The following is a 21,452-nucleotide window of genomic DNA, read 5'->3' as shown; positions in this document are numbered from 1 at the left end:
ATCAACCTATGACGTGGACACCAGCCCGCTGAACCCGCCCCCGGTCAGGCTCACACTCAGGTCGGTACCTACGACACCGGACGGGCACGGACGGCCAGCACGTCCTGCAGCTCGGAAGCCGGCAGCGGCGGACTGAAGAAGTACCCCTGCAGCACGTCGCACCCGAAATCCGTTAACTGCTTGGCGGATTCGGCGCTCTCGATGCCTTCCGCGACGGTGGCGAAACCGAGCTTGTGCGCGAGGTCGATGATGGTGCGCACCACCAAGGCGGCGCGGTCGTCGACGGTGACCCGTGCGATGAAGTCGTGGTCCAGCTTGATTTCGTCGATCGGCAGGTCGGACAGGTACGTAAGCGCGGAGTAGCCGGTGCCGAAGTCGTCGAGGGCGACCCTGATGCCGCGGGCAGCCAAGTCAGCCAGCACTGTTCGGGTGTCTTCCATGTTGTCGACGAACAGATCTTCGGTGATCTCCACCGTGAGCGCCGACGGCGCCAACCCGCGCGAGTCCAGTGCCTGGCACAGCTGGTCCGGCAGCTTCAGGTCGCTCAGCAATGGCGCGAAAAGGTTCACTGCCACAGGCACTTCCACTCCCGCGGTGTACCACCGCACCGCATCGTCGAGTGCCATGTTGACCACCAGACCCGTTGCCTGCTCCATCAGTCCGTGCTGACGCACCAACGGCAGGAACTCGCTGGGCCGCAGCACACCGCGGTCGAGATGGCGCCAGCGCAACAACGCCTCCACCCCCACAACCACGGCCGTGCGCGCGTCAAACTTGGGCTGATAGACAAGCGAGAGTTGATCCCGGTCGATCGCCTGGCGAAGTTCTACGAGAAGATCTGACATGGCGTTCCCCCGCCCGTCGTCGACGCCCGCACCCTACGCAGACAATTGAACCAGCGTGGCACCGCAATCAGATCGATTTCATCGCCACCCAGGCTTGGCGCGCTTGTCCTCGTACATGAGTTCGTCGGCTCGGGCCAGCAACTGTTCGAGTGAGCACGTGTCGGCCGGCCAGACGTGGAGCAGGCCGACACTCGCGGATAGCTGGTACACGCGATCCCGGGTGTCGTTGAACGTCTGGAATGCGTCGAATATCCGCTTCCGGAGGACCGGCAGGTCGCCTTCCGGATCGCAGACCAGGACGCAGAACTCGTCTCCGCCCATCCGCCCGATGATGTCGGACGTGCGCAACGTCGTACGCAAGACCCCGGCGACATCGCGGATCAGCTCGTCGCCCATTTCGTGGCCGTACTCATCGTTGACGCGCTTGAGCCCGTTGACGTCGAGGAAGGCCACCAGGCAGCTGTGTCCGTTGCGCTTTGCCAGTTCAAGAGCAGGTTCGGCGCGCAAGAAGAAGCCGCGGCGGTTCAGCAGTCCGGTCAGCTCATCGGAGATCGACAGCTGGTGAATTTCCGCCTTGGCCTTCTCGAGATCGGCCGTGCGGTCACGCACCCGTTCTTCGAGTTCGGTATAGACCTGAACGTTCTCCATCGCGATCGACGTCGAATCAGCCAGGGCCTGGAGCAGTCCGATCTCTTTCCCGGTGGGCTGCCGCTCGTACGACCAGTAATTGCCGATGGCCCCGATCGGATCGAGGGTCCGGATCGGAACCATCACCATGCTCTTGACGAAGGTGGGCCGGTAGGCCTCGTGCGGCACGCGGGGGTCCTGGTAGATGTCCGAAATCACCGCCGCGTCCTTATTCAGCATCGCCCAACCGCTGACACACGCTTCCATCGGGAATCGCATGCCCTTCCACAGTGGCTCGATGGCATCCTCGTCGGCGTAGTAGCACTTGCCGTTGTCCCGGAGGATGAAGGTGGCGCCATCGCAGCCGGTGAGTTCACGCGCGGATGTACGGACGATGCGCTGGACGTCGGGCAGACTGCGAGCCATCGACAGTTCTTGGACCGCCTTCATCAGGCGCTCCATGCCCCGGGTGTAGTCGGCGTCCGTGAACTCGCCACCAGTGATCGGCTCAGGTGCCAAGGTTTCGGCAGTCACTGGGCCTCCATGGCTCCGGGAAAACTCAAGGCGACTACGACAGGAAGATTGTTACGTATTCGTCAATATAAGTGTTGCTCGCACCTCAGGGAAGCGAAAGCGTACTTTTCGAACGATTCTCGCAGACCCAAGCCGGTCTGCCTCTCTGAGCAGACACGTCGAAGCCACCGGCCGCCACCAAACACCCAGCTTCGAGTGCTAACTTCGCGCGGTCCTGGAACCGAGCCATCTTTGCTGGGGGTAACTCGTGAACACGCTGGTCCGTCTGATCGCAGTCCTGGTCATCCCGGTCGTCCTGCTGGTGGGCGGCTGCGGGCACAAACAGGCATCGACGGGAAACAACGCCACCTCGTCGGATTCGATCCCCGCCGACCCGGCCGGTGACGCCGGTGACGCCGCACCCATCTCCCAGACCTGCCCGGCGCAGGCCACCACGTCGTTCGCCAAGACCAAGTTCGTCGCGCACAGCGGCCTGGCCTTCGGCGCCTTCCACCGCTGGTTGTGGAAGCCGTTCCAGGCGGGCACGTTCAAGAAGGGCGCCAACGGCCGTGTCACGGCGTTCATCAAAGGTGGCCTCGCCGCGCTGTTCGTGAAGCGCGAGGTCCGCCTGGCCGCGACCGACGTGCAGGCGGATCCCACGTTGTGCAAGGCGATCATCGCGCCGCTCGACAAGCTCGGCGACACCGTCCAGGCCGCGTTCGACAAGTTGAAGGGCGGCGACGCCAGCGGCATCACCGATCTGAACTCGTCGATCGGATCGATCGAATCGACCTCGCAGAAGGACGGCGTGGCGATCCAGGAGGACGAGAACGCGGACCTGACCAAGAAGCCGGCCTAGGTTGTTCGCTCCGACGCAGCAGCAGCGAACGCTCGGCCTCGTTGCTACTGAGCGTCGCGGCGTGAGCGAACGCCGCCGACGCTTCCGCTGTTCTGCCCAAGCGCTCCAACAGATCTCCGCGCACCGCAGCCGGCAGCGGTGACCTGGGCAGCGGATCGGGACCGAGCGCGTCGAGCACGGCGAGCCCAGCTTCCGCTCCATGAGCACGTCCGTGCGCCACCGCGCGGTTGACCTCGATGACGGGGCCCGGCGCGGCGAGGGCCAGCACGTCATACAGGTCCGCGATCCGCTGCCAGTCGGTGTCCTCGGCCCGCATGGCGCGGGCATGACAGGCCGCGATGGCTGCCTGCAGAAAATAGGTCCCGACGGGAGTGCCCGCCTCGGCGAGTTTCTCGGCGCGCTCGAGCACCTGAAGTCCACGGCGCCTCAGTAGGTGGTCCCAGCGGGCCCGGTCCTGATCGTCCAACAGCACCGGCGCACCATCGCGATCGACTCGAGCCGGAATCCGCGACGCCTGAAGTTCGACAAGTGCTTGCAGCCCAAGAACATCCGGGAGGTCCGGAACCATGGCGGCCACCATGCGCGCCAGCCGGATCGCTTCGAAGCACAGGTCCGGGCGCGTCCAGTCTTCGCCGGCAGTCGCGACGTAGCCCTCGTTGAAGGTCAGGTAGATGGCGGCGAGGACATCGTCCACACGATCGACGCGCTCAGCCCCGACCGGCAGCTCCATGTCCACGCCGATGAGGCTCTTCTTCGCGCGGCTGATCCGTTGCGCCATCGTCGATTCCGGCACCAGGAAGGCGCGGGCAATCTCAGCCGTGCTCAGTCCGGACACCAGCCGCAGTGTCAGCGCCGCGCGCGACGCCGCAGGCAGCTCGGGGTGACAGGTCAGGAACATCAGCCGAAGGACGTCGTCCTCGATGAAGTCGAGCTGCCCCTCGAAATCCGGCATGTCGACCTCCTCCAGCCGGTGCCCGACTTCCTCGGTCTTGCGGCGCAGCGTCTCGGCGCGGCGGATGTGGTCGATGGCCCGTCGCTTCGCCGCTGTCATGAGCCATGCGGCGGGGTTCGCGGGAATGCCGCGGTCGGGCCATTCCTCCAGCGCGGCGACGAGCGCGTCCTGCGCGACGTCCTCAGCGAGGTCGATGTCGCGAGTCATGCGAGTCAGCGCCGCCACGAGGCGTGCCGATTCGGCACGCCACGCGGCGGTCACGGCCTCAGCGCCGGCCGAGCCGGCACATCCGGGGCCGTTGGTCACCGAGGACAAGCACCCGGTTCCTGGTCGGGAGCCCCTTCGATCAGATGCATTTCAACCCGGCCCTCCCACTCGGGCCAGTGCTCCCGATGGAGCTCGGTGAACGAACGGGCACCTTCGACGGCCTCGGCATGGCTGCGGTACTCGAGCATGGCGTAGCCGCCGATGATCTCTTTGCCCTCGGCGAAAGGCCCGTCGGTAGTGCTGAGCTGACCGGACCGGACCTGGTAGCCGATCCGGTTCTCCCCCTGTCCCAAACCGCCACCATCGACATAGATGCCGTCAGCGGCGTTCTTGCCGACGTACACCTCCATCGCGTCCATCAGCGCCTGCGGAGGCGGACCCTGGTTGGGATCCATAATGACCAAACCCATGTAGCGCATTGCGGTGACCTTTCGTCGTCGAGTCAATCCTTCACATACACGTCGAACGGGCGGGGCCGATTTCGACATTGCTCCGGAAATGACTCGCGATCGCGCGAAAGCTCATCGCAAGCTCAACGGAAAGCTGTGCTCGGCAAACCTGCCTTAGACGTCCATCTCGATCAGCACCCGGCGCAGCAGCTTGCCGGTTGTGTTGCGCGGCAGCTCATCGATGAACACCACGTCGCGTGGCACCTTGTGCCGCGCGAGATTGTTCTTGACGAAGGCCTTGATCTCGTCGGCGTCCTGCGCCGCGCCCGGCTGCGAAACGACAAATGCCCGCAGGCGCTTCCCCCATTCGACGTCATCGACACCGACCACGGCGGCGTCATAGATGTCGTCGCGCTCGGCGAGGAGCTCTTCGACTTCTTGAGGGAACACGTTCTCGCCGCCGGAGACGATCATGTCGTCGTCACGGCCGTCGACGAACAACAGCCCATGGTCGTCGAAATGCCCCATGTCGCCACTGGACATGTAGCCGTCGATGATCTGCTTGGTCCGGCCGTCGGTGTAACCGCTGAACGGTGCACCATTGCGGACAAAGATGCGACCGCGGCGGTTGTTTCCCTTGATACGCCGGTCGTTTTCGTCGTACAGCACCACCTCGCACGTCACCGGTGCCCGTCCTGCGTTGCCTGGGGCGAGACGCAGTTCAGCCGGGGTGGCGACGCTGGCAATGGCGCATTCGGTCGAGCCGTACAAGTTGTAGAGCACATCACCGAAGGTGTCCTGGACCCGGTTGGACAGCTCCGGACTCAACGCCGATCCGGCGATGAGGATCGTGGTCAGCGACGACGTGTCGTACTTGCCGATGACCTCGGGACCCAGCTCGACGATGCGGTGCAGCATCGTCGGCACCGCGACGAGCATCTGGGCCTTGTGCTCGGCGATCAGCTGCAGGGTCCGCTCAGCGTTGAATCGCCGGGCCGTCACCACCTTGTTGCCCAGCGCGGCGCCGACGGTGTAGGTCGCCCAACCGGTGCTGTGGAAGATCGGCGACACGATGACCATGGTTCCCTTGCGCGGGAACGGGATTCGGTCGATGATCTGCGCCGTCGCCAACGGTGACACCGAGCTGCGCGGCGCACCCTTCGGCAAGCCTGTCGTCCCGCTGGTGAGGATCACCGAGCCACCCGCCTTGCTGGGCGCAGGCAGCGGCTCAGTGGAATTGGCCGCAATGATCGCGTCGAGGGTCTGTGCCGAGCCAGGCACCTCATGGCCCTCATCCACCCAGGTCAACACGCGCGGCATATCCGCGGGCAGGGCGTCGAGCAGTCCCAGGAACTCGCTGTCGTGCAGCACCACCTTGACGCCTTCGCGCTCACAGACCTGAGCGAACTGTGGCTTGGCGAACCCCGTGTTCATCAACACCAACCGGGCCCCGAGCTTGCCGCACGCCACCATGGCAAGGATCAGGCCACGATGGTCCCGGCACAGCAGCCCGACCACAGAGCCTTCGGTCACTCCGAGGCCCCGGAGCCCGCGGGCCAGCGCCCAGGACTGGTCGTCGATCTGCCGGTAGGTCAGCGTGCCGCGTTCATCCACCAGCGCCGGCAGACCCGCGTATTTGCGCCCGCCCTGGATGGCCATCGACGCCTGAGGGCCGAATATCGGCGCATTCTTCGCGGTCTCCAGCATGACCCCGGGGTTGGCCAGATCCAGCAAGCCGGTCTCATACAACCGGCGTACCGCGGTCGCGGACTCCGCCAGATGGTTCAGTTTCTGGCGGAGTCCACCCACGACGTCGAACACCAATGCCTCCCGAGTTCGAGGGGTGATCGACCCCACACGAATGGCACGTTAGCCGGTTGCACGCGTCGAGGACACCACCTACCCGGAACTGGGCACCGCACGACGTCAGCTGCGGCCGCGGCAGCTCGTAGCTGATGCGCCTCCCGGTCTCTGCGCTGCCGCGGTCTTGACCTGACCGCGCACAAAGACTAGCGGTTTCCTGACACCAGAAGCCCCACGTGTTTCTGGGGTGTAAAGACGGTGGGCACCACCGGCGGATCGTCGGGCCACATGATGCGACAAACCCTGCTGAACTGGGAAAACACCGGCCATCCGAGTCAAATCACGCCCCGGTATACTCCCCGAATATGACCCATGTCACTGGGTCCGCAAGGACTCCGTAAATGAACACACAGGGCCCGTAAGGAAAGCATCAAGATCGGAGCCTGATCCCTTGTCGCGGCGTTTACTTCGCCTGGTGGGCGCCGCCCAGACGCGCCCGAAACGGAGCCAAAACATGTCTGTCGCGATTTTCGTCGTGCTGACCATCGCATTGTTCGCGATGCTCGGCCTGATCCAGAAGGCGGTGGAGCGCCTGTGAACTACGCCAACGCCATCGGCCTGGTGCTGTGTCTGTTGACCGCGCTGTTCCTGGTCGCCGCGCTGCTGTTCCCGGAGCGGTTCTAGTGAGCGGCACCACCTCAGGAATCATCTTCCTGATCGCCCTGATCATCGCGCTGGCAGCGGTCCACGTGCCCCTCGGTGACTATATGTTCCGCGTCTACACGTCCGAGAAGAATTCGCGTGCCGAACGTCTCATCTACAAGGCGATCGGAGCAGATCCGCACGCCGAGCAGAACTGGGGCGCCTACGCCCGCAGCGTGCTGGCGTTCTCCGCAATCTCGGTGCTGTTTCTGTTCACCCTCCAGCTGGTGCAGGACAAACTGCCGCTGCACCTGAACAACCCGGCCACCCCGATGACCGCTGACCTGGCATGGAACACCGCCGTCAGCTTCATCACCAATACCAACTGGCAGGCCTACTCGGGTGAGAGCACTATGGGCCACCTGGTCCAGATGGCCGGCCTGACGGTGCAGAACTTCGTCTCCGCCGCCGTAGGTATGGCAGTGGCCGTCGCACTGGTCCGCGGGTTCGCCCGCAGGCACGCGTCCGAATTGGGCAACTTCTGGGTCGACCTGGTGCGCGGCACCATCCGAATCCTGTTGCCACTCGCAGTGATTGCCGCGCTCATCCTGATCGCCGGTGGCGCCATCGAGAACTTCCACCTGCACGACCAGATCGCCAACACGGTGGCCGGCGCCCAGCAGACCATCACCGGTGGACCGGTCGCCAGCCAGGAGGCCATCAAGGAACTGGGCACCAACGGCGGCGGGTTCTACAACGCCAACTCGGCGCACCCGTTCGAGAACCCCACCGCCTGGACCAACTGGGTGGAAATCTTTCTGCTGCTGGTGATTTCGTTCTCCCTGCCGCGCACCTTCGGCCGCATGGTGGACAGCCGCAAGCAGGGCTACGCCATCGTGGCGGTGATGGCCACGCTGGCCACCATCAGCGTCAGCTTGATGATGCTCTTCCAGGGCCAGCACCACGGCACCGTCCCCAACGCCGTCGGCTCGGCCATGGAAGGCGTGGAACAGCGCTTCGGCGTAGCCAATTCCGCGGTGTTCGCAACCGCGACCACCCTGACGTCCACCGGCGCGGTCGACTCGTTCCACGACTCCTACACCTCGCTCGGCGGCATGATGACGATGTTCAACATGCAACTCGGTGAGGTCGCACCAGGTGGTACCGGCTCTGGCCTGTACGGCATGCTGATCCTCGCGGTGATCACGGTTTTCGTGGCCGGCCTCATGGTCGGGCGCACCCCGGAGTACCTGGGCAAGAAGATCAACCCGCGCGAAATCAAGCTGGCCGCAAGCTATTTCCTGGTCACCCCGCTGATCGTGCTGACCGGAACCGCGGTGGCCATGGCGCTACCAGGCGAGCGGGCGGCAATGGCGAACTCCGGCCCGCACGGGCTGTCCGAGGTGCTGTATGCCTTTACCTCTGCGGCCAACAACAACGGCTCGGCCTTTGCCGGTATTTCCGTCAACACCGTCTGGTACAACACGGCTTTGGGCCTGGCCATGCTGATCGGCCGCTTCCTGCCGATGATCCTGGTGCTGGCGCTGGCCGGTTCACTGGCCAAGCAGGGCAGCACTCCCCCGTCCATCGGCACGCTGCCCACGCACCGTCCGCAATTCGTCGGCATGGTCGCCGGCGTGACGCTGATCCTGGTCGCCCTGACCTTCCTGCCGGCGCTGGCGCTCGGCCCCCTTGCTGAAGGAATCCACTAAATGTCCACCAAAACCGCAACTGTCGGGGTCGCTGACCCCGACCACCCCGCGCCGACCCAGGGCGCCAAGGGCAAGAGCCGAGTGCAGGGCGGCCTGCTCGACCCGAAGATGCTCTGGAAGTCGATGCCGGACGCCGTGCGCAAGCTGGACCCGCGCACCTTGTGGCGCAACCCGGTGATGTTCATCGTCGAGGTCGGCGCCGTCTGGTCGACCGTTCTGGCAGTGCTCAACTCAAGCTGGTTCGCCTGGCTGATCGTGTTCTGGCTCTGGCTGACAGTCATTTTCGCCAACCTGGCCGAGGCGGTCGCCGAGGGCCGCGGTAAGGCCCAAGCTGACAGCCTGCGAAAGGCCAAGTCCGACGCTGTCGCCCGCAAGCTGGTGGGCTGGGCACCCGGCCGTCCCGGCACCGAAGAAGAGGTCGCCGCACCGCTGCTGCAGCAGGGCGACATCGTCGTGGTGGAAGCCGGACAGGTCATCCCCGGTGACGGTGACGTCGTGGAAGGCATTGCCTCCGTGGATGAGTCGGCCATCACCGGTGAATCCGCACCGGTGATCCGGGAGTCCGGCGGCGACCGCTCCGCAGTCACCGGCGGCACCACCGTGCTGTCCGACCGGATCGTCGTGCAGATCACTCAGAAGCCCGGCGAGAGCTTCATCGACCGGATGATCGCCCTGGTCGAGGGTGCCAACCGGCAGAAGACCCCCAATGAGATCGCGCTGAACATCCTGCTGGCTGCCCTGACGATCATCTTCGTGTTCGCCGTCGCAACCCTGCAACCGCTGGCCATCTACTCCAAGGCCAACAACCCGGGTGTGCCCGACACCCAGGCGCTGGACAGCTTCGGCGTCACCGGCATCGTGATGGTCTCGCTGCTGGTCTGCCTGATCCCGACGACCATCGGCGCGCTGCTGTCCGCCATCGGTATCGCCGGGATGGACCGCCTGGTGCAGCGCAACGTGCTGGCCATGTCAGGCCGCGCCGTCGAAGCTGCCGGTGACGTCAACACCCTGCTGCTGGACAAGACCGGCACCATCACCCTGGGCAACCGGCAAGCATCGGACTTCCTCCCGGTGCCCGGTGTCACTGCCGAGCAGCTCGCCGATGCGGCGCAGCTGTCCAGCCTGGCCGACGAGACCCCCGAGGGTCGCTCAATTGTGGTGTACGCCAAGGATGCCTATGGTCTGCGCGCCCGCACCCCGGGCGAGCTGACCGGAGCCCACTGGGTCGAGTTCACCGCAAAGACCCGGATGTCCGGTGTCGATATGGAGGATGGACAGTCACTGCGCAAAGGCGCGGCCAGCTCAGTGGCGGACTGGATTCGCACCAACGGCGGCACGGTGCCCATCGAACTGGGTGAGATCGTCGACGGCATCTCCGCCGCCGGCGGCACGCCCCTGGTGGTGGGCCGCATGGCCAATGGGCAGGCCGAGGTGCTGGGCGTCATCCACCTCAAGGACGTCGTCAAGCAGGGTATGCGGGAGCGGTTCGACGAGATGCGCAAGATGGGCATCCGAACCGTCATGATCACCGGCGATAACCCGTTGACCGCCAAGGCGATTGCCGACGAGGCCGGGGTCGACGACTTCCTGGCCGAGGCCACGCCCGAGGACAAGCTGGCGCTGATCAAGAAGGAGCAGGCCGGCGGCAAGCTGGTCGCGATGACCGGTGACGGCACCAACGACGCCCCCGCGCTCGCCCAGGCGGACGTCGGCGTCGCGATGAACACCGGCACCTCCGCGGCCAAAGAGGCCGGCAACATGGTCGACCTGGACTCGGATCCGACCAAGCTCATCGAGATCGTCGAGATCGGCAAGCAGTTGCTGATCACCCGCGGCGCCCTGACCACGTTCTCCATCGCCAACGACATCGCGAAGTACTTCGCGATCATCCCGGCGATGTTCGTGGCCCTGTTCCCGGGTCTGGACCTGCTGAACATCATGCGGCTGCACAGCCCGCAGTCAGCAATCCTGTCCGCGGTCATCTTCAACGCACTTGTCATTATCGCGTTGATCCCGCTGTCGCTGCGCGGTGTCCAATACACCCCGAGCAGCGCATCAAAACTGTTGAGCCGCAACCTGTATGTCTATGGCCTGGGTGGCATCATCGCCCCGTTCATCGGCATCAAGCTCATTGACCTGATCATTCAGTTCGTCCCTGGGATGTCTTAATCATGAATATTGGCAACCTGATTCGCCTGCACTGGGCGGCGCTGCGCGCGCTGCTCGTCCTGACCGCCATCACCGGCCTGGCCTATCCCGTGGTCGTCTGGGGTCTCGCCCAGATCCCCGGCCTCAAGGACAAAGCCGACGGCTCGATCGTCACAGCCAACGGCAAGATCGTCGGCAGCTCGCTGATCGGCCAGCTGTTCACCGATGCCAAAGGCAATGTGCTGCCGCAGTACTTCCAGAGTCGGCCGTCCAACGCCGGCACCAACGGGTACGACCCGACGGCCAGCGGTGCCGGCAACCTGGGCCCGGAGAGCATCGTCGACACGCCCGGTGACCCGGCACAGATCAAGGCCGGCAAGTCGGCAGCCGATGCCGGGTTCAAGGCCAGCCTGCTGACCCAGGTGTGCACCCGTAGCTACGGTGTCGCCGATACCGAAGGCCTGGACCACGCCGCCGGCGCGCGTCCGTTCTGCACCTCGGACGCCGTGGGCGCGGTGCTGTCGGTCATTGGTCCGCGCGACGCAACCGGCAACGTCATCAACCCCACTCGGGTGATCAGCGTGAACCAGCCGTGCGAGACCACCAAGGCGCCGTTCGCCGCCACCTATGAAGGTGTGCGCGTCGAATGTGCCAAGTACGGCGAGGATTACACGACTGGGCAGATCGTTGCGGTTCGCGGCTCGGCGCCGTCCGACCCGCAGGTTCCGGCCGACGCCGTCACCGCCAGCGGCAGTGGCCTGGACCCGGACATCTCGGTCGACTACGCCGACCTGCAGGTGGGCCGGATCGCCAAGGTCCGACACATCTCGGCTGACCAGGTCCGGGCGCTGGTGAAGGACAATACAAGTGGCCGTGCCCTGGGTTTCATGGGTGAGCCGCGGGTCAACGTCCTGCAACTCAATCTGGCGTTGGATAAGCGGTACCCGCTCGGGTCATCTGCCGGACTTCGTCCGGCCACCAGCTGACCTACTGGACAATGGGACACATGGACGTGCCGGACAAGCGGGGCGAGTTACGCATCTACCTGGGGGCGGCCCCCGGCGTGGGCAAGACCTTCGCGATGCTCGGAGAGGCGCACCGCCGCATCGAGCGGGGCACCGACGTCGTCGCGGCCGTCGTAGAGACGCACGGCCGCAAGAAGACGGCCGAGGCACTGGCCGGAATCGAACGGATCCCGCCGCGGTTCATCGACTACCGCGGCGGGACGTTCGCCGAACTTGATGTCCCCGCGGTACTGGCCCGCCACCCCGAAGTGGTGCTGGTCGACGAACTGGCGCACAGCAATACGCCCGGCAGCAAGAACGCCAAGCGCTGGCAGGACGTCGAGGAATTGCTCGACGCCGGCATCACGGTCATCTCTACTGTCAACGTCCAGCACCTCGAGAGCCTGAACGACGTCGTCGCGCAGATCACCGGCATCGAGCAGCAGGAAACGGTGCCGGACGCCGTCGTCCGCAGCGCCGCCCAGATCGAACTGGTCGATATCACGCCGGAAGCGTTGCGCCGCAGGCTCTCCCACGGCAACGTGTACGCGCCGGAACGCGTCGATGCCGCGCTGTCCAATTACTTCCGGCAGGGCAATCTCACCGCCCTGCGCGAATTGGCGCTGCTGTGGCTGGCCGACCAGGTCGACGCCGCGCTCGCGAAATACCGTACCGAGCACAATATTTCGGACACCTGGGAAGCCCGCGAACGCGTCGTGGTGGCGGTCACCGGCGGCCCCGAATCCGAGACCCTGGTACGGCGAGCGTCGCGCATCGCCTCCAAATCCAGCGCCGAGCTGATGGTGGTACACGTCGTCCGCGGCGATGGCTTGACGGGCGTCTCCGCACCACAGATGGGCAAGGTGCGCGAGCTGACCTCCAGCCTCGGCGCCACCCTGCACACCGTCGTCGGAGGCAGCGACGGTGACGTACCCAGCGCCCTACTGGATTTCGCGCGCGAGATGAACGCCACCCAGTTGGTGCTGGGTACCTCACGACGCTCGCGCTGGGCCCGGCTGTTCGACGAAGGCATCGGCGCCAAGACCGTGCAGCGCTCCGGGAAGATCGACGTGCACATGGTCACCCATGAGCAGTCCCAGCCCGGCTGGTCCTGGTCAATGGCCACCCCCCGACAGCGGCACCTCACGTCGTGGCTGGCCGCGCTCGTCGTACCCGGGATCATCACTGCCGTCACCACACTCCTGGACCCGTTCCTGCATGTCGGTGGTGAGAGCGCCGTGTACTTCATCGGCGTACTGGTCGTCGCGCTGCTCGGCGGCGTCGCCCCGGCCGCACTGTCGGCGGTGTTGTCCGGGCTGATGCTCAACTATTTCTTCGTCGCCCCGCGGTACAGCTTCACCATCGCCGACCCGGACAGCGCGCTGACCATCGTGGTGCTGCTCGCCGTCGCGGTGGCAGTCGCCGCCCTGGTCGACGGCGCCGCCAAGCGATCCAAGGAAGCCCGCCATGCCTCTCAAGAAGCCGAACTGCTGGCCCTGTTCGCCGGCAGCGTGCTACGCGGCGCCGATCTGAACACGCTGCTGGAACGAGTGCGCGAAACCTACGCCCAACGCGCCGTCAGCCTCCTACACGAAGAAGACGGGATCGTCGCCTGCGTCGGCAAAGACCCCTGTGTCACAGTCGATTCTGCCGACACCGCCATCGAGGTCAGCGACGACCAGTACTGGCTGCTGATGGCCGGACGCAAGACCGAGGCCCGTGACCGGCGGGTACTCGGCGCCGTTGCCCGTCAGGCGGCGGGTCTGGTGCGGCAACGTGCGTTGGTCGAGGAGGCCGGCCGCGCCGAGGCCATCGCCAAGGCCGACGAACTGCGCCGATCACTGCTGAGCGCGGTCAGCCACGACCTGCGCACCCCGCTGGCCGCGGCCAAGGCCGCGGTGTCGAGCCTGCGCAGCGAGGACGTCGGCTTCTCCCCCGAGGACACCGCTGAGCTGCTGGCCACCATCGAGGAATCGGTGGATCAGCTGACCGCGTTGGTGGGCAATCTGCTGGACTCCTCACGGCTGGCCGCTGGGGTGGTGAAGCCAGAGCTGCGGCGCGTGTACATGGAAGAGGTCGTGCAGCGGGCACTGCTCGGAATCAGCCGGGTCACAACGGGTTACGGGCACCGTGGACTCGACCGGGTGAAGGTTGAAGTAGGCGACGCCGTTGCGCTGGCTGATGCGGGCCTGCTGGAGCGGGTGCTGGTCAACCTCATCGACAACGCGCTGCGCTACTCCGCGGGCAGCGTCGTGCGGGTGAACGCCGGACAGGTCGGTGACCGGGTACTGATCACGATCGTCGACGAGGGACCGGGCATCCCCCGTGGCACCGAGGAGCAGCTGTTCGCGCCGTTCCAGCGCCTCGGCGACCAAGACAACAGCACCGGTGTGGGACTTGGGCTTTCGGTCGCGCGCGGCTTTGTCGAGGCAATGGGCGGCACGATCTCCGCCACCGATACCCCCGGCGGCGGGCTGACCGTCGTGGTAGACCTGGCAGCCGCGGGAAAGGATCAGGCGTGACACGGGTTCTGGTCATCGACGACGAACCACAGATTCTGCGTGCTCTGCGGATCAACCTCTCGGTGCGCGGATACGACGTCACCGTCGCGGCCACCGGCGCCGAGGCATTGAAGGCGGCCGCCGAGCACAAGCCCGACGTGGTCATCCTGGATCTGGGCCTGCCCGACATGTCCGGCATCGACGTGCTGGCCGGATTGCGCGGCTGGCTCACGGCTCCCGTGATCGTGCTGTCGGCGCGCACCGACTCGATGGACAAAGTCGAGGCCCTCGACGCCGGCGCTGACGACTACGTGACCAAACCGTTCGGCATGGACGAGTTCCTGGCCCGGCTGCGGGCCGCCGTCCGACGCGGCGCTGCCGCGTCCGAGACCGACGAGCCCGTCGTCGAAACATCGTCATTCACCGTCGATCTGGCGGCCAAGCGGGTGACCCGCAGCGGCAACGAGGTGCACCTGACCCCCACCGAGTGGGGCATGTTGGAGATGCTGGTACGCAACCGCGGCAAGTTGGTGGGCCGCGAGGAGCTGCTCAAAGAGGTGTGGGGCCCGGCATACGCCAAGGAGACCCACTACCTGCGCGTCTACTTGGCCCAGCTGCGCCGCAAGCTCGAGGTCGACCCGTCACACCCCAAGCACCTGCTGACCGAGGCCGGGATGGGGTACCGCTTCCAGCAGTAGCCCGCCGGGCGTCGGGTTGTGGCCGAGATTTCGCTGAAGTTTCGCACACAAGCCAACATTCGGCGGCTAAGAAGTGGAAGGTTTAAGCGCGACGCTCTCCCACCGACGGTACCTGTGAAAAGGCTGGCAATGGTTGACAATTCGCGCGCGTACAACAGTGTCTGGCAACTACGGGGTGACTCCTGGTGCCGCCTCGAAGAGGCTGCGGACCGGCTGACCCGGACCACCACCGTCGGTGATCTCAAGGAGCAGTACGCCGGCATCTGCCGGGAGCTGCTCGCCACCCTGACGCCACTGGAGCCCTATTGGGCCTACCCCGGTGCTCTCCAATTCGGCATGGTGCAGCGACTGTTCAACGCCGGCAGCTACGAGAAGTTCTCGAAGACGGTCGCCCGGATCAATCGGGCGCTCACCACCGAGTCCTACCGGACCGGCGACATCGACAACGCCGGTATGGACGACACGGACATGTTCCCCACCGACCCGCGCACGCTGGAGCAGCAGCCCGTCACCCGCCGGGAACAGCTGTACTTCGAGGTGCTGATCGTCGAGAAGATGACCGAGGCCCAGGAGCAGGCGCTGCGCGCGGAGGTTCGCAGCTGGCGCCGGCCCGACGACGAGTTCGTCTACGAGCTGGTTGTGGTCGCCAGCGGCGACGAGGCGTTGATCGCGGCCCGATTGAACGTCAACCTCCAGGCCGTCGTGATCCGGCGGCGGTTCAGCCACCAGTCCGAGCGCGACCTCTCGACGCTGGCACAGTTTGTCGACACCAAGGTGTCGGCGGTGCTGGACGACCACAAGTCGCCCGACGAGCGCGCACAGATTCTCGCGTCGTCGCTGCAGGAGCTGCGGCCCGAACTCGACTTGTATCTCATGACGGAGATCGAGGTCGAAGACATCGCCGGCCGGCTCGGCCCCCACTTCCGCCGAGTGTTCCACGCCCGCGAGGGTGTGCTCGAACTGCACCTGTCCATTCTGCAAGGCGTCGCCGAGCGTTACCGCACACCGTTTTTCAGTGCGCTCAAGCAGTACAGCCACCGCCCCACAGGGGTGTTCCACGCGCTGCCGATCAGCCAGGGCAAGTCAATTGTCAACTCGCACTGGATAAAAGACATGGTGAGCTTCTACGGGCTCGACGTGTTCATGGCCGAGACGTCCGCTACCTGCGGCGGACTGGACTCGCTGCTGGAGCCGACCGGGCCACTGCGCGAAGCGCAGCAATTGGCGGCAGAGACATACGGTTCGCGGCGCACCTACTTCGTCACCAACGGCACGTCGACGGCCAACAAGATCGTCACCCAGTCGCTGGTGGCGCCCGGGGACATCGTGCTGTTGGACCGCAACTGCCACCAGTCGCACCACTACGGGATGATGATGGCCGGGGCCAACGTCATTTATCTCGAGGCGTATCCGCTGCCCGACTACACCATGTACGGCGCGGTGCCACTGCGCGAGATCAAGTCAAAGTTGTTGGCACTCAAGAATGCCGGCAAGCTCGACCGCGTCAAGATGATCTCGCTGACCAACTGCACCTTCGACGGCATCGTCTACGACGTACAGCGCGTCATGGAGGAATGCCTGGCCATCAAGCCCGATCTCGTATTCCTCTGGGACGAAGCATGGTTCGCGTTCGCGCGGTTCCACCCCGTGTACCGGGACCGCACCGCGATGGCGACCGCGCGTCGACTGCGCGACAAGCTGGCCGACCCCGAGTACCTCGCCACGTACCAAAAGCAATTGACGGCCGACATCGAAAAGCCACCCACCGACCAGGAACTGCTCGAGCGCCGGCTGATCCCGGACCCCGCCAAGGCGCGCGTGCGGGTGTACGCGTCGCAGTCGACGCACAAGACGCTGACCTCGTTGCGCCAGGGTTCGATGATCCACGTGTTCGACCAGGACTTCGAGCAGAAGGTGGCCGAAGCCTTCCACGAGGCGTACATGGCACACACGTCGACCTCACCCAATTACCAGATTCTGGCGTCGCTGGATTTGGGCCGTCGGCAGGTCGCCCTGGAGGGCGTCGAGCTGGTGCAGCGCCAGATCGAGAACGCCATGCAGTTGCGGGACGCGATCGACAACCACCCGCTGCTGAGCAAGTACATGCGGTGCCTGCGCACCTCGGACCTGATCCCCGATGAATTCCGGGCCAGCCACATCGAGCAGCCGCTGCGCTCCGGTCTGCAGAACATGATGACCGCCTGGGGCAAGGACGAATTCGTGCTTGACCCGTCCCGGATCACCCTGTCCATCGGGCACACCGGCTACGACGGCGACACCTTCAAACGCGAGCAGTTGATGGACCGGCACGGCGTGCAGATCAACAAGACTTCGCGGAACACGGTGCTGTTCATGACGAACATCGGTACCACGCGGAGCTCGGTGGCCTTCCTGGTCGAAGTGCTGGTGAAGATCGCGACGGAGCTCGACGAATCGGTCTCTGAGATGGGCCTCGGTGAGCGCAGCCGGTTCGAGCAGAAGGTGCGACGCCTCACCACGTCGTCGGCCTCGCTGCCGAATTTCAGCGGTTTCCATCCGGTGTTCTGCGATGTGACATGGACCAACGGCGCCGTGCCCACGCCGGAAGGCGATGTGCGCCGCGCCTTCTACCTGTCCTACACCGACACCAACTGCGAATACCTCACCACTGATGAGGTATTCGAGAAGTTGGACAACGACGTGGACGTCGTCTCGGCGACGTTCGTGACGCCGTACCCGCCGGGCTTCCCCGTGCTGGTGCCGGGCCAGGTGTTCAGCCGTGAGATCCTCACCTTCCTACGCGACCTCGACACCCCCGAAATCCACGGCTACAACCCGGATTTCGGCTACCGCGTGTACACCGAGAAGGCGATCGAAATGTGCCGGCCGGTCATCACCCCGTCAGCGCACGTTGCGGTTCCTGCCCCCGCCTCCGCTCCCGTCTCCGCGGCTCCGGCGGCGGCACCAGCAGCCGTCAAAGCCAAGAAGAGCCCTGCGAAGTCAGGTTGACCTGAGCGCTTGACTGCACGGTCGCGTCGACTCTCCCCGGCACATTCGATTGGAAGGCGTCAACTTTCCCTGACCGTCAGTGAAAGTTGACGCCTTCAGATCGAACATGGCCTACAGGCACCCACACGCGGAGCGCCGGCGAAAGCGTTAACCAAACGTATTCCGGCCCGCAGTTCATCCCCGATGCTTAGTCACGCTAGGTATGCGGTACGTCACACCGACCCTGTGGAATCGCAGCTCACCCGTTCGGCTTATACCAGGCAACTGGTACTTCAAGGACGGGGAAACAACATGAGCGCCATTCGTACCGCGGCCAACAAGGTGGCACTGACCGCCGTGGCTGCATTCACGATCGTCGTCGGCGCCATCGCCGGACCGGTCGCGACCGCCAATGCTGCTGACGACTCCTGTGCGAACGTCGAGGTCGTCTTCGCCCGCGGCACCTTCGAAGCCCCCGGCGTCGGAGCCACCGGTCAGGCCTTCGTCGACGCACTGAACGCCCGCATGCCTGGCCGCAACATCGACGCCTACGGCGTCAACTACCCCGCCTCCCTGGACTTCGGCCAGGCCGCTGACGGTGTCGCCGACGCCACCAACCGCATCGAGTCCATCGCCGCCAGCTGCCCCGCCACCAAGATCGTCATCGGTGGCTACTCCCAAGGCGCGGCCGTGGCCGGCTACAGCACCATGAGCAGCGTCCCGGCCGGATTCGTCCTGCCCGCCGGCATCAGCGGCCCGATGCCCGCCTCGGTCGCCTCCCACGTCGCCGCGGTCGTCCTGTTCGGTACCCCGAGCCCCTTCGTGCTCAGCGTCGCCGACCGCGGAGCGCCGGCCATCAACATCGGCGGCGCCTACGCCGGCAAGACCATCCAGCTGTGTGCCCCCGGCGACCCGATCTGTGGCGGCGGCATGGACCGCTCCGCCCACAGCGCGTACAAGTTCAACGGCATGGCCAACCAGGCCGCGGACTTCGTCGCCCGCCAGCTCGGCGCCCCGGCCGCCCCGGCCGCGCCCATCGTCCAGACGTCGGACGACACAGCCAACTGAATCACCCCGAGCCGACGGCCGGAAGTCAGTCTCGCAAGGACTGGTTCCGGCCGTCGGTCTGTCCGACGACCTTCACGCGGCCCCGTGATCGAACTATGGTGAGGTAGTCATATCTCGATAAGCCGAGACAAACAGGGGTGATCAGTAATGAAGGTTTCCACCAAGAACGTGTCGACCTGTGGCTGTCAGTGCAACGCCTGCCGCGACGGACACCACTGCCACAACCGCCCGAATTGCAAGGTCTAGCCAGAGTTTCGATCGGCGACCGTGGGGGTTGACGAGGGAGTCTCGAATCTCCTCGAAATCCCCCACGCTCGGCGTCAGATAGCTAAAGCGATGCCGTCCAGGATGTCGTGCTCGCTGACCACCAATTCCGTGATGCCCGCCCGCTGACCGAATTCGCGGGCCAATTCCTCGACGACGACCGCGCCGCCGCCGATCACCGGCACCCGGCCCGGGTGCATGGGGCCGAGCTCGGCGCGCTGCGCGCGGGGCATCGCGATCAGCTCGTCACACACCTTGACGACTTCGGGAATTCCGATGCGGGACAGGTGAATCACGTCAGAGTCATACTCCGGCAGGCCCAGCGCCAGCGCGGCAATCGTGGTGAACGTGCCGGCCACGCCGACCCAGGTCGCAGCACCTTCGATCGGCACCACGTCGAGGGCCTCAGCCAACTTCTCGCGAACCACGGCACGCGCCGCCGCCAGTTCGTCGGCGGTGGGCGGATCGGACTGCAGACAACGCTCGGTGAGCCGCACGCAGCCGATGTTGGCCGAGAAACTGGCCACCACCTCGGCAATCGCAGCGCCGGAACCGCCGAGCACCACCTCGGTCGAACCGCCACCCAGGTCCACTACGACGAAAGGCCCTGTGGCCGGGTCTAATTCGCCGACGGCACCGCGGAAGGACAACGCGGCTTCCTCGGTCCCGGTGATCACCTCGGCCACCGCGCCCGGCATCACCCGCCCCAGTTGGCGCGCCGTCATGGCAAAGAACTCGTCGCGGTTTCCGGCGTCGCGGGCCGCAGAGGTCGCGACCATCCGCACCTTCGTCACGTCGTGCACCAACATCACGTCGACGTAGTCGGCCAGCGCGGCCTCGGTGCGAGCCAGCGCGGCGGGCGCGAATTGCCCTGTGGCGTCGACACCTTCACCGAGAGTGACGATCCGCATCTCGCGGTGGACGTCCTGAAGACGCCCATCGGACACATCGGCGATCAGCAGCCGGATGGAATTGGTACCGCAGTCAACAGCAGCGACTCGCGAACTCACACCCACACCTTCGGATCCAGAATCCCGGCCATCGCCGGTTCGACAGCCAACAACGCCAGCGCCTCGTCACCAAAGGGGTTGACGCCGGGTCCTTTTGCCAACGCATGCGCCATCACCACGTGCAGGCACTTCACCCGGTCCGGCATGCCGCCGCCGGAGAACGTCGTCCCCAGCGATTCGATGGCGTCCCGCTCGGCCAGGAACGACTCGTGCGCCCGCAGATACGCCGCAGCCAACTCTTCTGAGGCCTGCAGACGTTCGGTCATGTCCTTCATCAAGCCGGACGACTCCAGCCGACTCGCGGCAGCCGTCAGCCCCGGATGAGTCAGGTAATACAACGTGGGAAAAGGAGTTCCGTCGGGCAACCGCGGCGCGGTCTTCACCACGCCGGGTTCACCATTGGGGCAGCGGTAGGCGATCTCCAGCACACCGCGCGGTTCGCGCCCCAATTGGGCCGCAACGGCTTCGAGATCAGCGGCGTCAACCACCGGGCGGCGCCTGCGGTGCGGGCTCGTCCGTCGGGGGCACGGCATCGTTCGGGGTGACGCCATCCGGGCCGGGCGGGACGACGGCCGGAGCCGGCGTGAGTCCGTGCGGCTGATCGGCAATGGTGTGCCACAGCGCGGTGTACCAGGGCTGGTTGCTCTTCGCGGTGGGCGACGGTGCGGGCGCAACGGGTGCCGTCACGGCGCCGGGAGGCAGTTGCACCTGATACGGGATATCGCCTGGCATCACGAAGCCCAACCGCTCACGGGCCTGCGCGGCGATGTACACCGGGTCGGCCAACTTCACCTTCTGCTGCTCCAAATCGCTGATCTGCGAACGTAATTGGGACTCGGCAGCCGCCAACTGCTGCATCTCGGTGCGCTGCGCGAAGAACGTGCGCACCGGCCCGGCGATGGTCAGGGTCAGCACGCACACCACGACGGCGAGAATCGCCGCCCGCCGCGCCGCCGACCCCAGCCGCTGTTCGGCATGGTGCTCAACCGATTCCGCATAAGCCTGCCGGATCGGCTCCGTGGCGGGGGCCGGCAGGTTTTCCGGGACCCGGCGCGGCTCGGCCTTGGGCCGGTTACCCGCCTTGGCCGCCGACGTGCCGACCCCGGCGCGCCCCCGCTTCGCGTCGCCGGGTTTGGCGGGGCGAGAGGCGGGGGAACGCCGCTTGGGATCGGCCATATCGGTA

Annotated in this window: 18 protein-coding genes; 10 read left to right on the top strand and 8 right to left on the bottom strand. The window is 65.6% G+C overall.

Annotated elements, in window-relative coordinates:
- Positions 1-68: 68 nt before the first annotated feature.
- Together G6N59_RS21080 and G6N59_RS21075 are read right to left on the bottom strand one after the other, a co-directional pair.
- The gene (locus G6N59_RS21080; protein ID WP_138228782.1) at positions 69-845 is read right to left on the bottom strand and encodes an EAL domain-containing protein; all 777 of its coding nucleotides are present in this window, start codon (positions 843-845) and stop codon (positions 69-71) included.
- Between the two features lie 78 nt (positions 846-923).
- A complete protein-coding gene (locus tag G6N59_RS21075) occupies positions 924-2,006 on the bottom strand; it encodes a sensor domain-containing diguanylate cyclase (RefSeq protein WP_234884077.1) in 1,083 nt (360 codons plus the stop codon).
- Between the two features lie 247 nt (positions 2,007-2,253).
- Here G6N59_RS21075 and G6N59_RS21070 point away from each other — a divergent pair, with 247 nt between their 5' ends.
- Positions 2,254-2,844: a hypothetical protein gene (locus G6N59_RS21070; protein ID WP_138228781.1), complete on the top strand. Its 591-nt coding sequence runs from the start codon at positions 2,254-2,256 to the stop codon at positions 2,842-2,844.
- Here G6N59_RS21070 and G6N59_RS21065 read toward each other — a convergent pair.
- The 3 genes from G6N59_RS21065 to G6N59_RS21055 all read right to left on the bottom strand — a co-directional run bounded on the left by G6N59_RS21065 (position 2,738) and on the right by G6N59_RS21055 (position 6,273).
- A complete protein-coding gene (locus G6N59_RS21065; RefSeq protein ID WP_268815775.1) occupies positions 2,738-4,102 on the bottom strand; it encodes an RNA polymerase sigma factor in 1,365 nt (454 codons plus the stop codon). The two genes, G6N59_RS21070 and G6N59_RS21065, sit on opposite strands and share 107 nt — an antisense overlap.
- On the bottom strand, positions 4,099-4,473 hold the full coding sequence (locus G6N59_RS21060) for a YciI family protein (protein WP_234884076.1): 375 nt from the start codon (positions 4,471-4,473) through the stop codon (positions 4,099-4,101). The genes G6N59_RS21065 and G6N59_RS21060 overlap by 4 nt, the downstream gene beginning before the upstream one ends.
- A 153-nt stretch (positions 4,474-4,626) precedes the next feature.
- A complete protein-coding gene (locus tag G6N59_RS21055) occupies positions 4,627-6,273 on the bottom strand; it encodes an acyl-CoA synthetase (protein WP_138228779.1) in 1,647 nt (548 codons plus the stop codon).
- A 457-nt stretch (positions 6,274-6,730) separates the two neighbouring features.
- Between G6N59_RS21055 and G6N59_RS31635 the strand changes: the two genes are divergently transcribed.
- From G6N59_RS31635 to G6N59_RS21010, 9 genes are all read left to right on the top strand, one after another.
- On the top strand, positions 6,731-6,853 hold the full coding sequence (locus G6N59_RS31635; protein WP_268815774.1) for a hypothetical protein: 123 nt from the start codon (positions 6,731-6,733) through the stop codon (positions 6,851-6,853).
- Positions 6,850-6,939, top strand: a complete 90-nt coding sequence (locus tag G6N59_RS21045; protein ID WP_138228778.1) for a potassium-transporting ATPase subunit F — start codon at positions 6,850-6,852, stop codon at positions 6,937-6,939. Before G6N59_RS31635 ends, G6N59_RS21045 begins: the two co-directional genes overlap by 4 nt.
- Positions 6,939-8,609 carry a potassium-transporting ATPase subunit KdpA gene (gene kdpA / locus G6N59_RS21040; RefSeq protein ID WP_138228777.1) on the top strand — a complete coding sequence of 557 codons (1,671 nt, stop codon included), beginning with the start codon at positions 6,939-6,941 and terminating at the stop codon, positions 8,607-8,609. Before G6N59_RS21045 ends, kdpA begins: the two co-directional genes overlap by 1 nt.
- The gene (kdpB, locus tag G6N59_RS21035; protein WP_179970222.1) at positions 8,610-10,778 is read left to right on the top strand and encodes a potassium-transporting ATPase subunit KdpB; all 2,169 of its coding nucleotides are present in this window, start codon (positions 8,610-8,612) and stop codon (positions 10,776-10,778) included.
- A 2-nt stretch (positions 10,779-10,780) separates the two neighbouring features.
- Entirely contained in the window at positions 10,781-11,743 is a 963-nt protein-coding gene (locus G6N59_RS21030) for a potassium-transporting ATPase subunit C (protein WP_138228776.1), read from the top strand.
- 11 nt (positions 11,744-11,754) lie between these two features.
- A complete protein-coding gene (locus G6N59_RS21025) occupies positions 11,755-14,283 on the top strand; it encodes a DUF4118 domain-containing protein (protein WP_138228775.1) in 2,529 nt (842 codons plus the stop codon).
- The gene (locus G6N59_RS21020) at positions 14,280-14,960 is read left to right on the top strand and encodes a response regulator (RefSeq protein WP_138228774.1); all 681 of its coding nucleotides are present in this window, start codon (positions 14,280-14,282) and stop codon (positions 14,958-14,960) included. The genes G6N59_RS21025 and G6N59_RS21020 overlap by 4 nt, the downstream gene beginning before the upstream one ends.
- Positions 14,961-15,089: 129 nt before the next feature.
- Positions 15,090-17,948 carry an aminotransferase class I/II-fold pyridoxal phosphate-dependent enzyme gene (locus tag G6N59_RS21015; protein ID WP_138228773.1) on the top strand — a complete coding sequence of 953 codons (2,859 nt, stop codon included), beginning with the start codon at positions 15,090-15,092 and terminating at the stop codon, positions 17,946-17,948.
- A 291-nt stretch (positions 17,949-18,239) separates the two neighbouring features.
- Positions 18,240-18,995 (top strand): cutinase family protein, encoded by a 756-nt coding sequence (locus G6N59_RS21010; protein WP_138228772.1) that lies wholly within the window; start codon positions 18,240-18,242, stop codon positions 18,993-18,995.
- Positions 18,996-19,315: 320 nt separating this feature from the next.
- Here the strand turns inward: G6N59_RS21010 and G6N59_RS21005 are convergent, their stop codons facing one another.
- From G6N59_RS21005 to G6N59_RS20995, 3 genes are read right to left on the bottom strand one after another with little or no spacing between them, the layout of a single operon-like run.
- Positions 19,316-20,275: a Ppx/GppA phosphatase family protein gene (locus G6N59_RS21005; protein WP_138228771.1), complete on the bottom strand. Its 960-nt coding sequence runs from the start codon at positions 20,273-20,275 to the stop codon at positions 19,316-19,318.
- On the bottom strand, positions 20,266-20,757 hold the full coding sequence (locus G6N59_RS21000; protein ID WP_138228770.1) for a DUF501 domain-containing protein: 492 nt from the start codon (positions 20,755-20,757) through the stop codon (positions 20,266-20,268). Before G6N59_RS21000 ends, G6N59_RS21005 begins: the two co-directional genes overlap by 10 nt.
- Entirely contained in the window at positions 20,750-21,445 is a 696-nt protein-coding gene (locus G6N59_RS20995) for a septum formation initiator family protein (RefSeq protein WP_138228769.1), read from the bottom strand. Before G6N59_RS20995 ends, G6N59_RS21000 begins: the two co-directional genes overlap by 8 nt.
- Between the last annotated feature and the right edge of the window lie 7 nt (positions 21,446-21,452).

The sequence above is a fragment of the Mycolicibacterium aubagnense genome, from assembly GCF_010730955.1.
Lineage (GTDB): Bacteria > Actinomycetota > Actinomycetes > Mycobacteriales > Mycobacteriaceae > Mycobacterium > Mycobacterium aubagnense.
Note: the sequence above shows the minus strand (reverse complement) of the source record. Positions and strands in the feature narration are given on the sequence as shown.

What these genes read in the sequence shown, in the direction of transcription:
- G6N59_RS21080 (WP_138228782.1), bottom strand. Translation starts at nt 845, where the DNA reads ATGTCAGATCTTCTCGTAGAACTTCGCCAGGCGATCGACCGGGATCAA.
- G6N59_RS21060 (WP_234884076.1), bottom strand. Translation starts at nt 4,473, where the DNA reads ATGGGTTTGGTCATTATGGATCCCAACCAGGGTCCGCCTCCGCAGGCG.
- kdpB (WP_179970222.1), top strand. Translation starts at nt 8,610, where the DNA reads ATGTCCACCAAAACCGCAACTGTCGGGGTCGCTGACCCCGACCACCCC.
- G6N59_RS21030 (WP_138228776.1), top strand. Translation starts at nt 10,781, where the DNA reads ATGAATATTGGCAACCTGATTCGCCTGCACTGGGCGGCGCTGCGCGCG.
- G6N59_RS21025 (WP_138228775.1), top strand. Translation starts at nt 11,755, where the DNA reads ATGGGACACATGGACGTGCCGGACAAGCGGGGCGAGTTACGCATCTAC.
- G6N59_RS21015 (WP_138228773.1), top strand. Translation starts at nt 15,090, where the DNA reads ATGGTTGACAATTCGCGCGCGTACAACAGTGTCTGGCAACTACGGGGT.
- G6N59_RS21010 (WP_138228772.1), top strand. Translation starts at nt 18,240, where the DNA reads ATGAGCGCCATTCGTACCGCGGCCAACAAGGTGGCACTGACCGCCGTG.
- G6N59_RS20995 (WP_138228769.1), bottom strand. Translation starts at nt 21,445, where the DNA reads ATGGCCGATCCCAAGCGGCGTTCCCCCGCCTCTCGCCCCGCCAAACCC.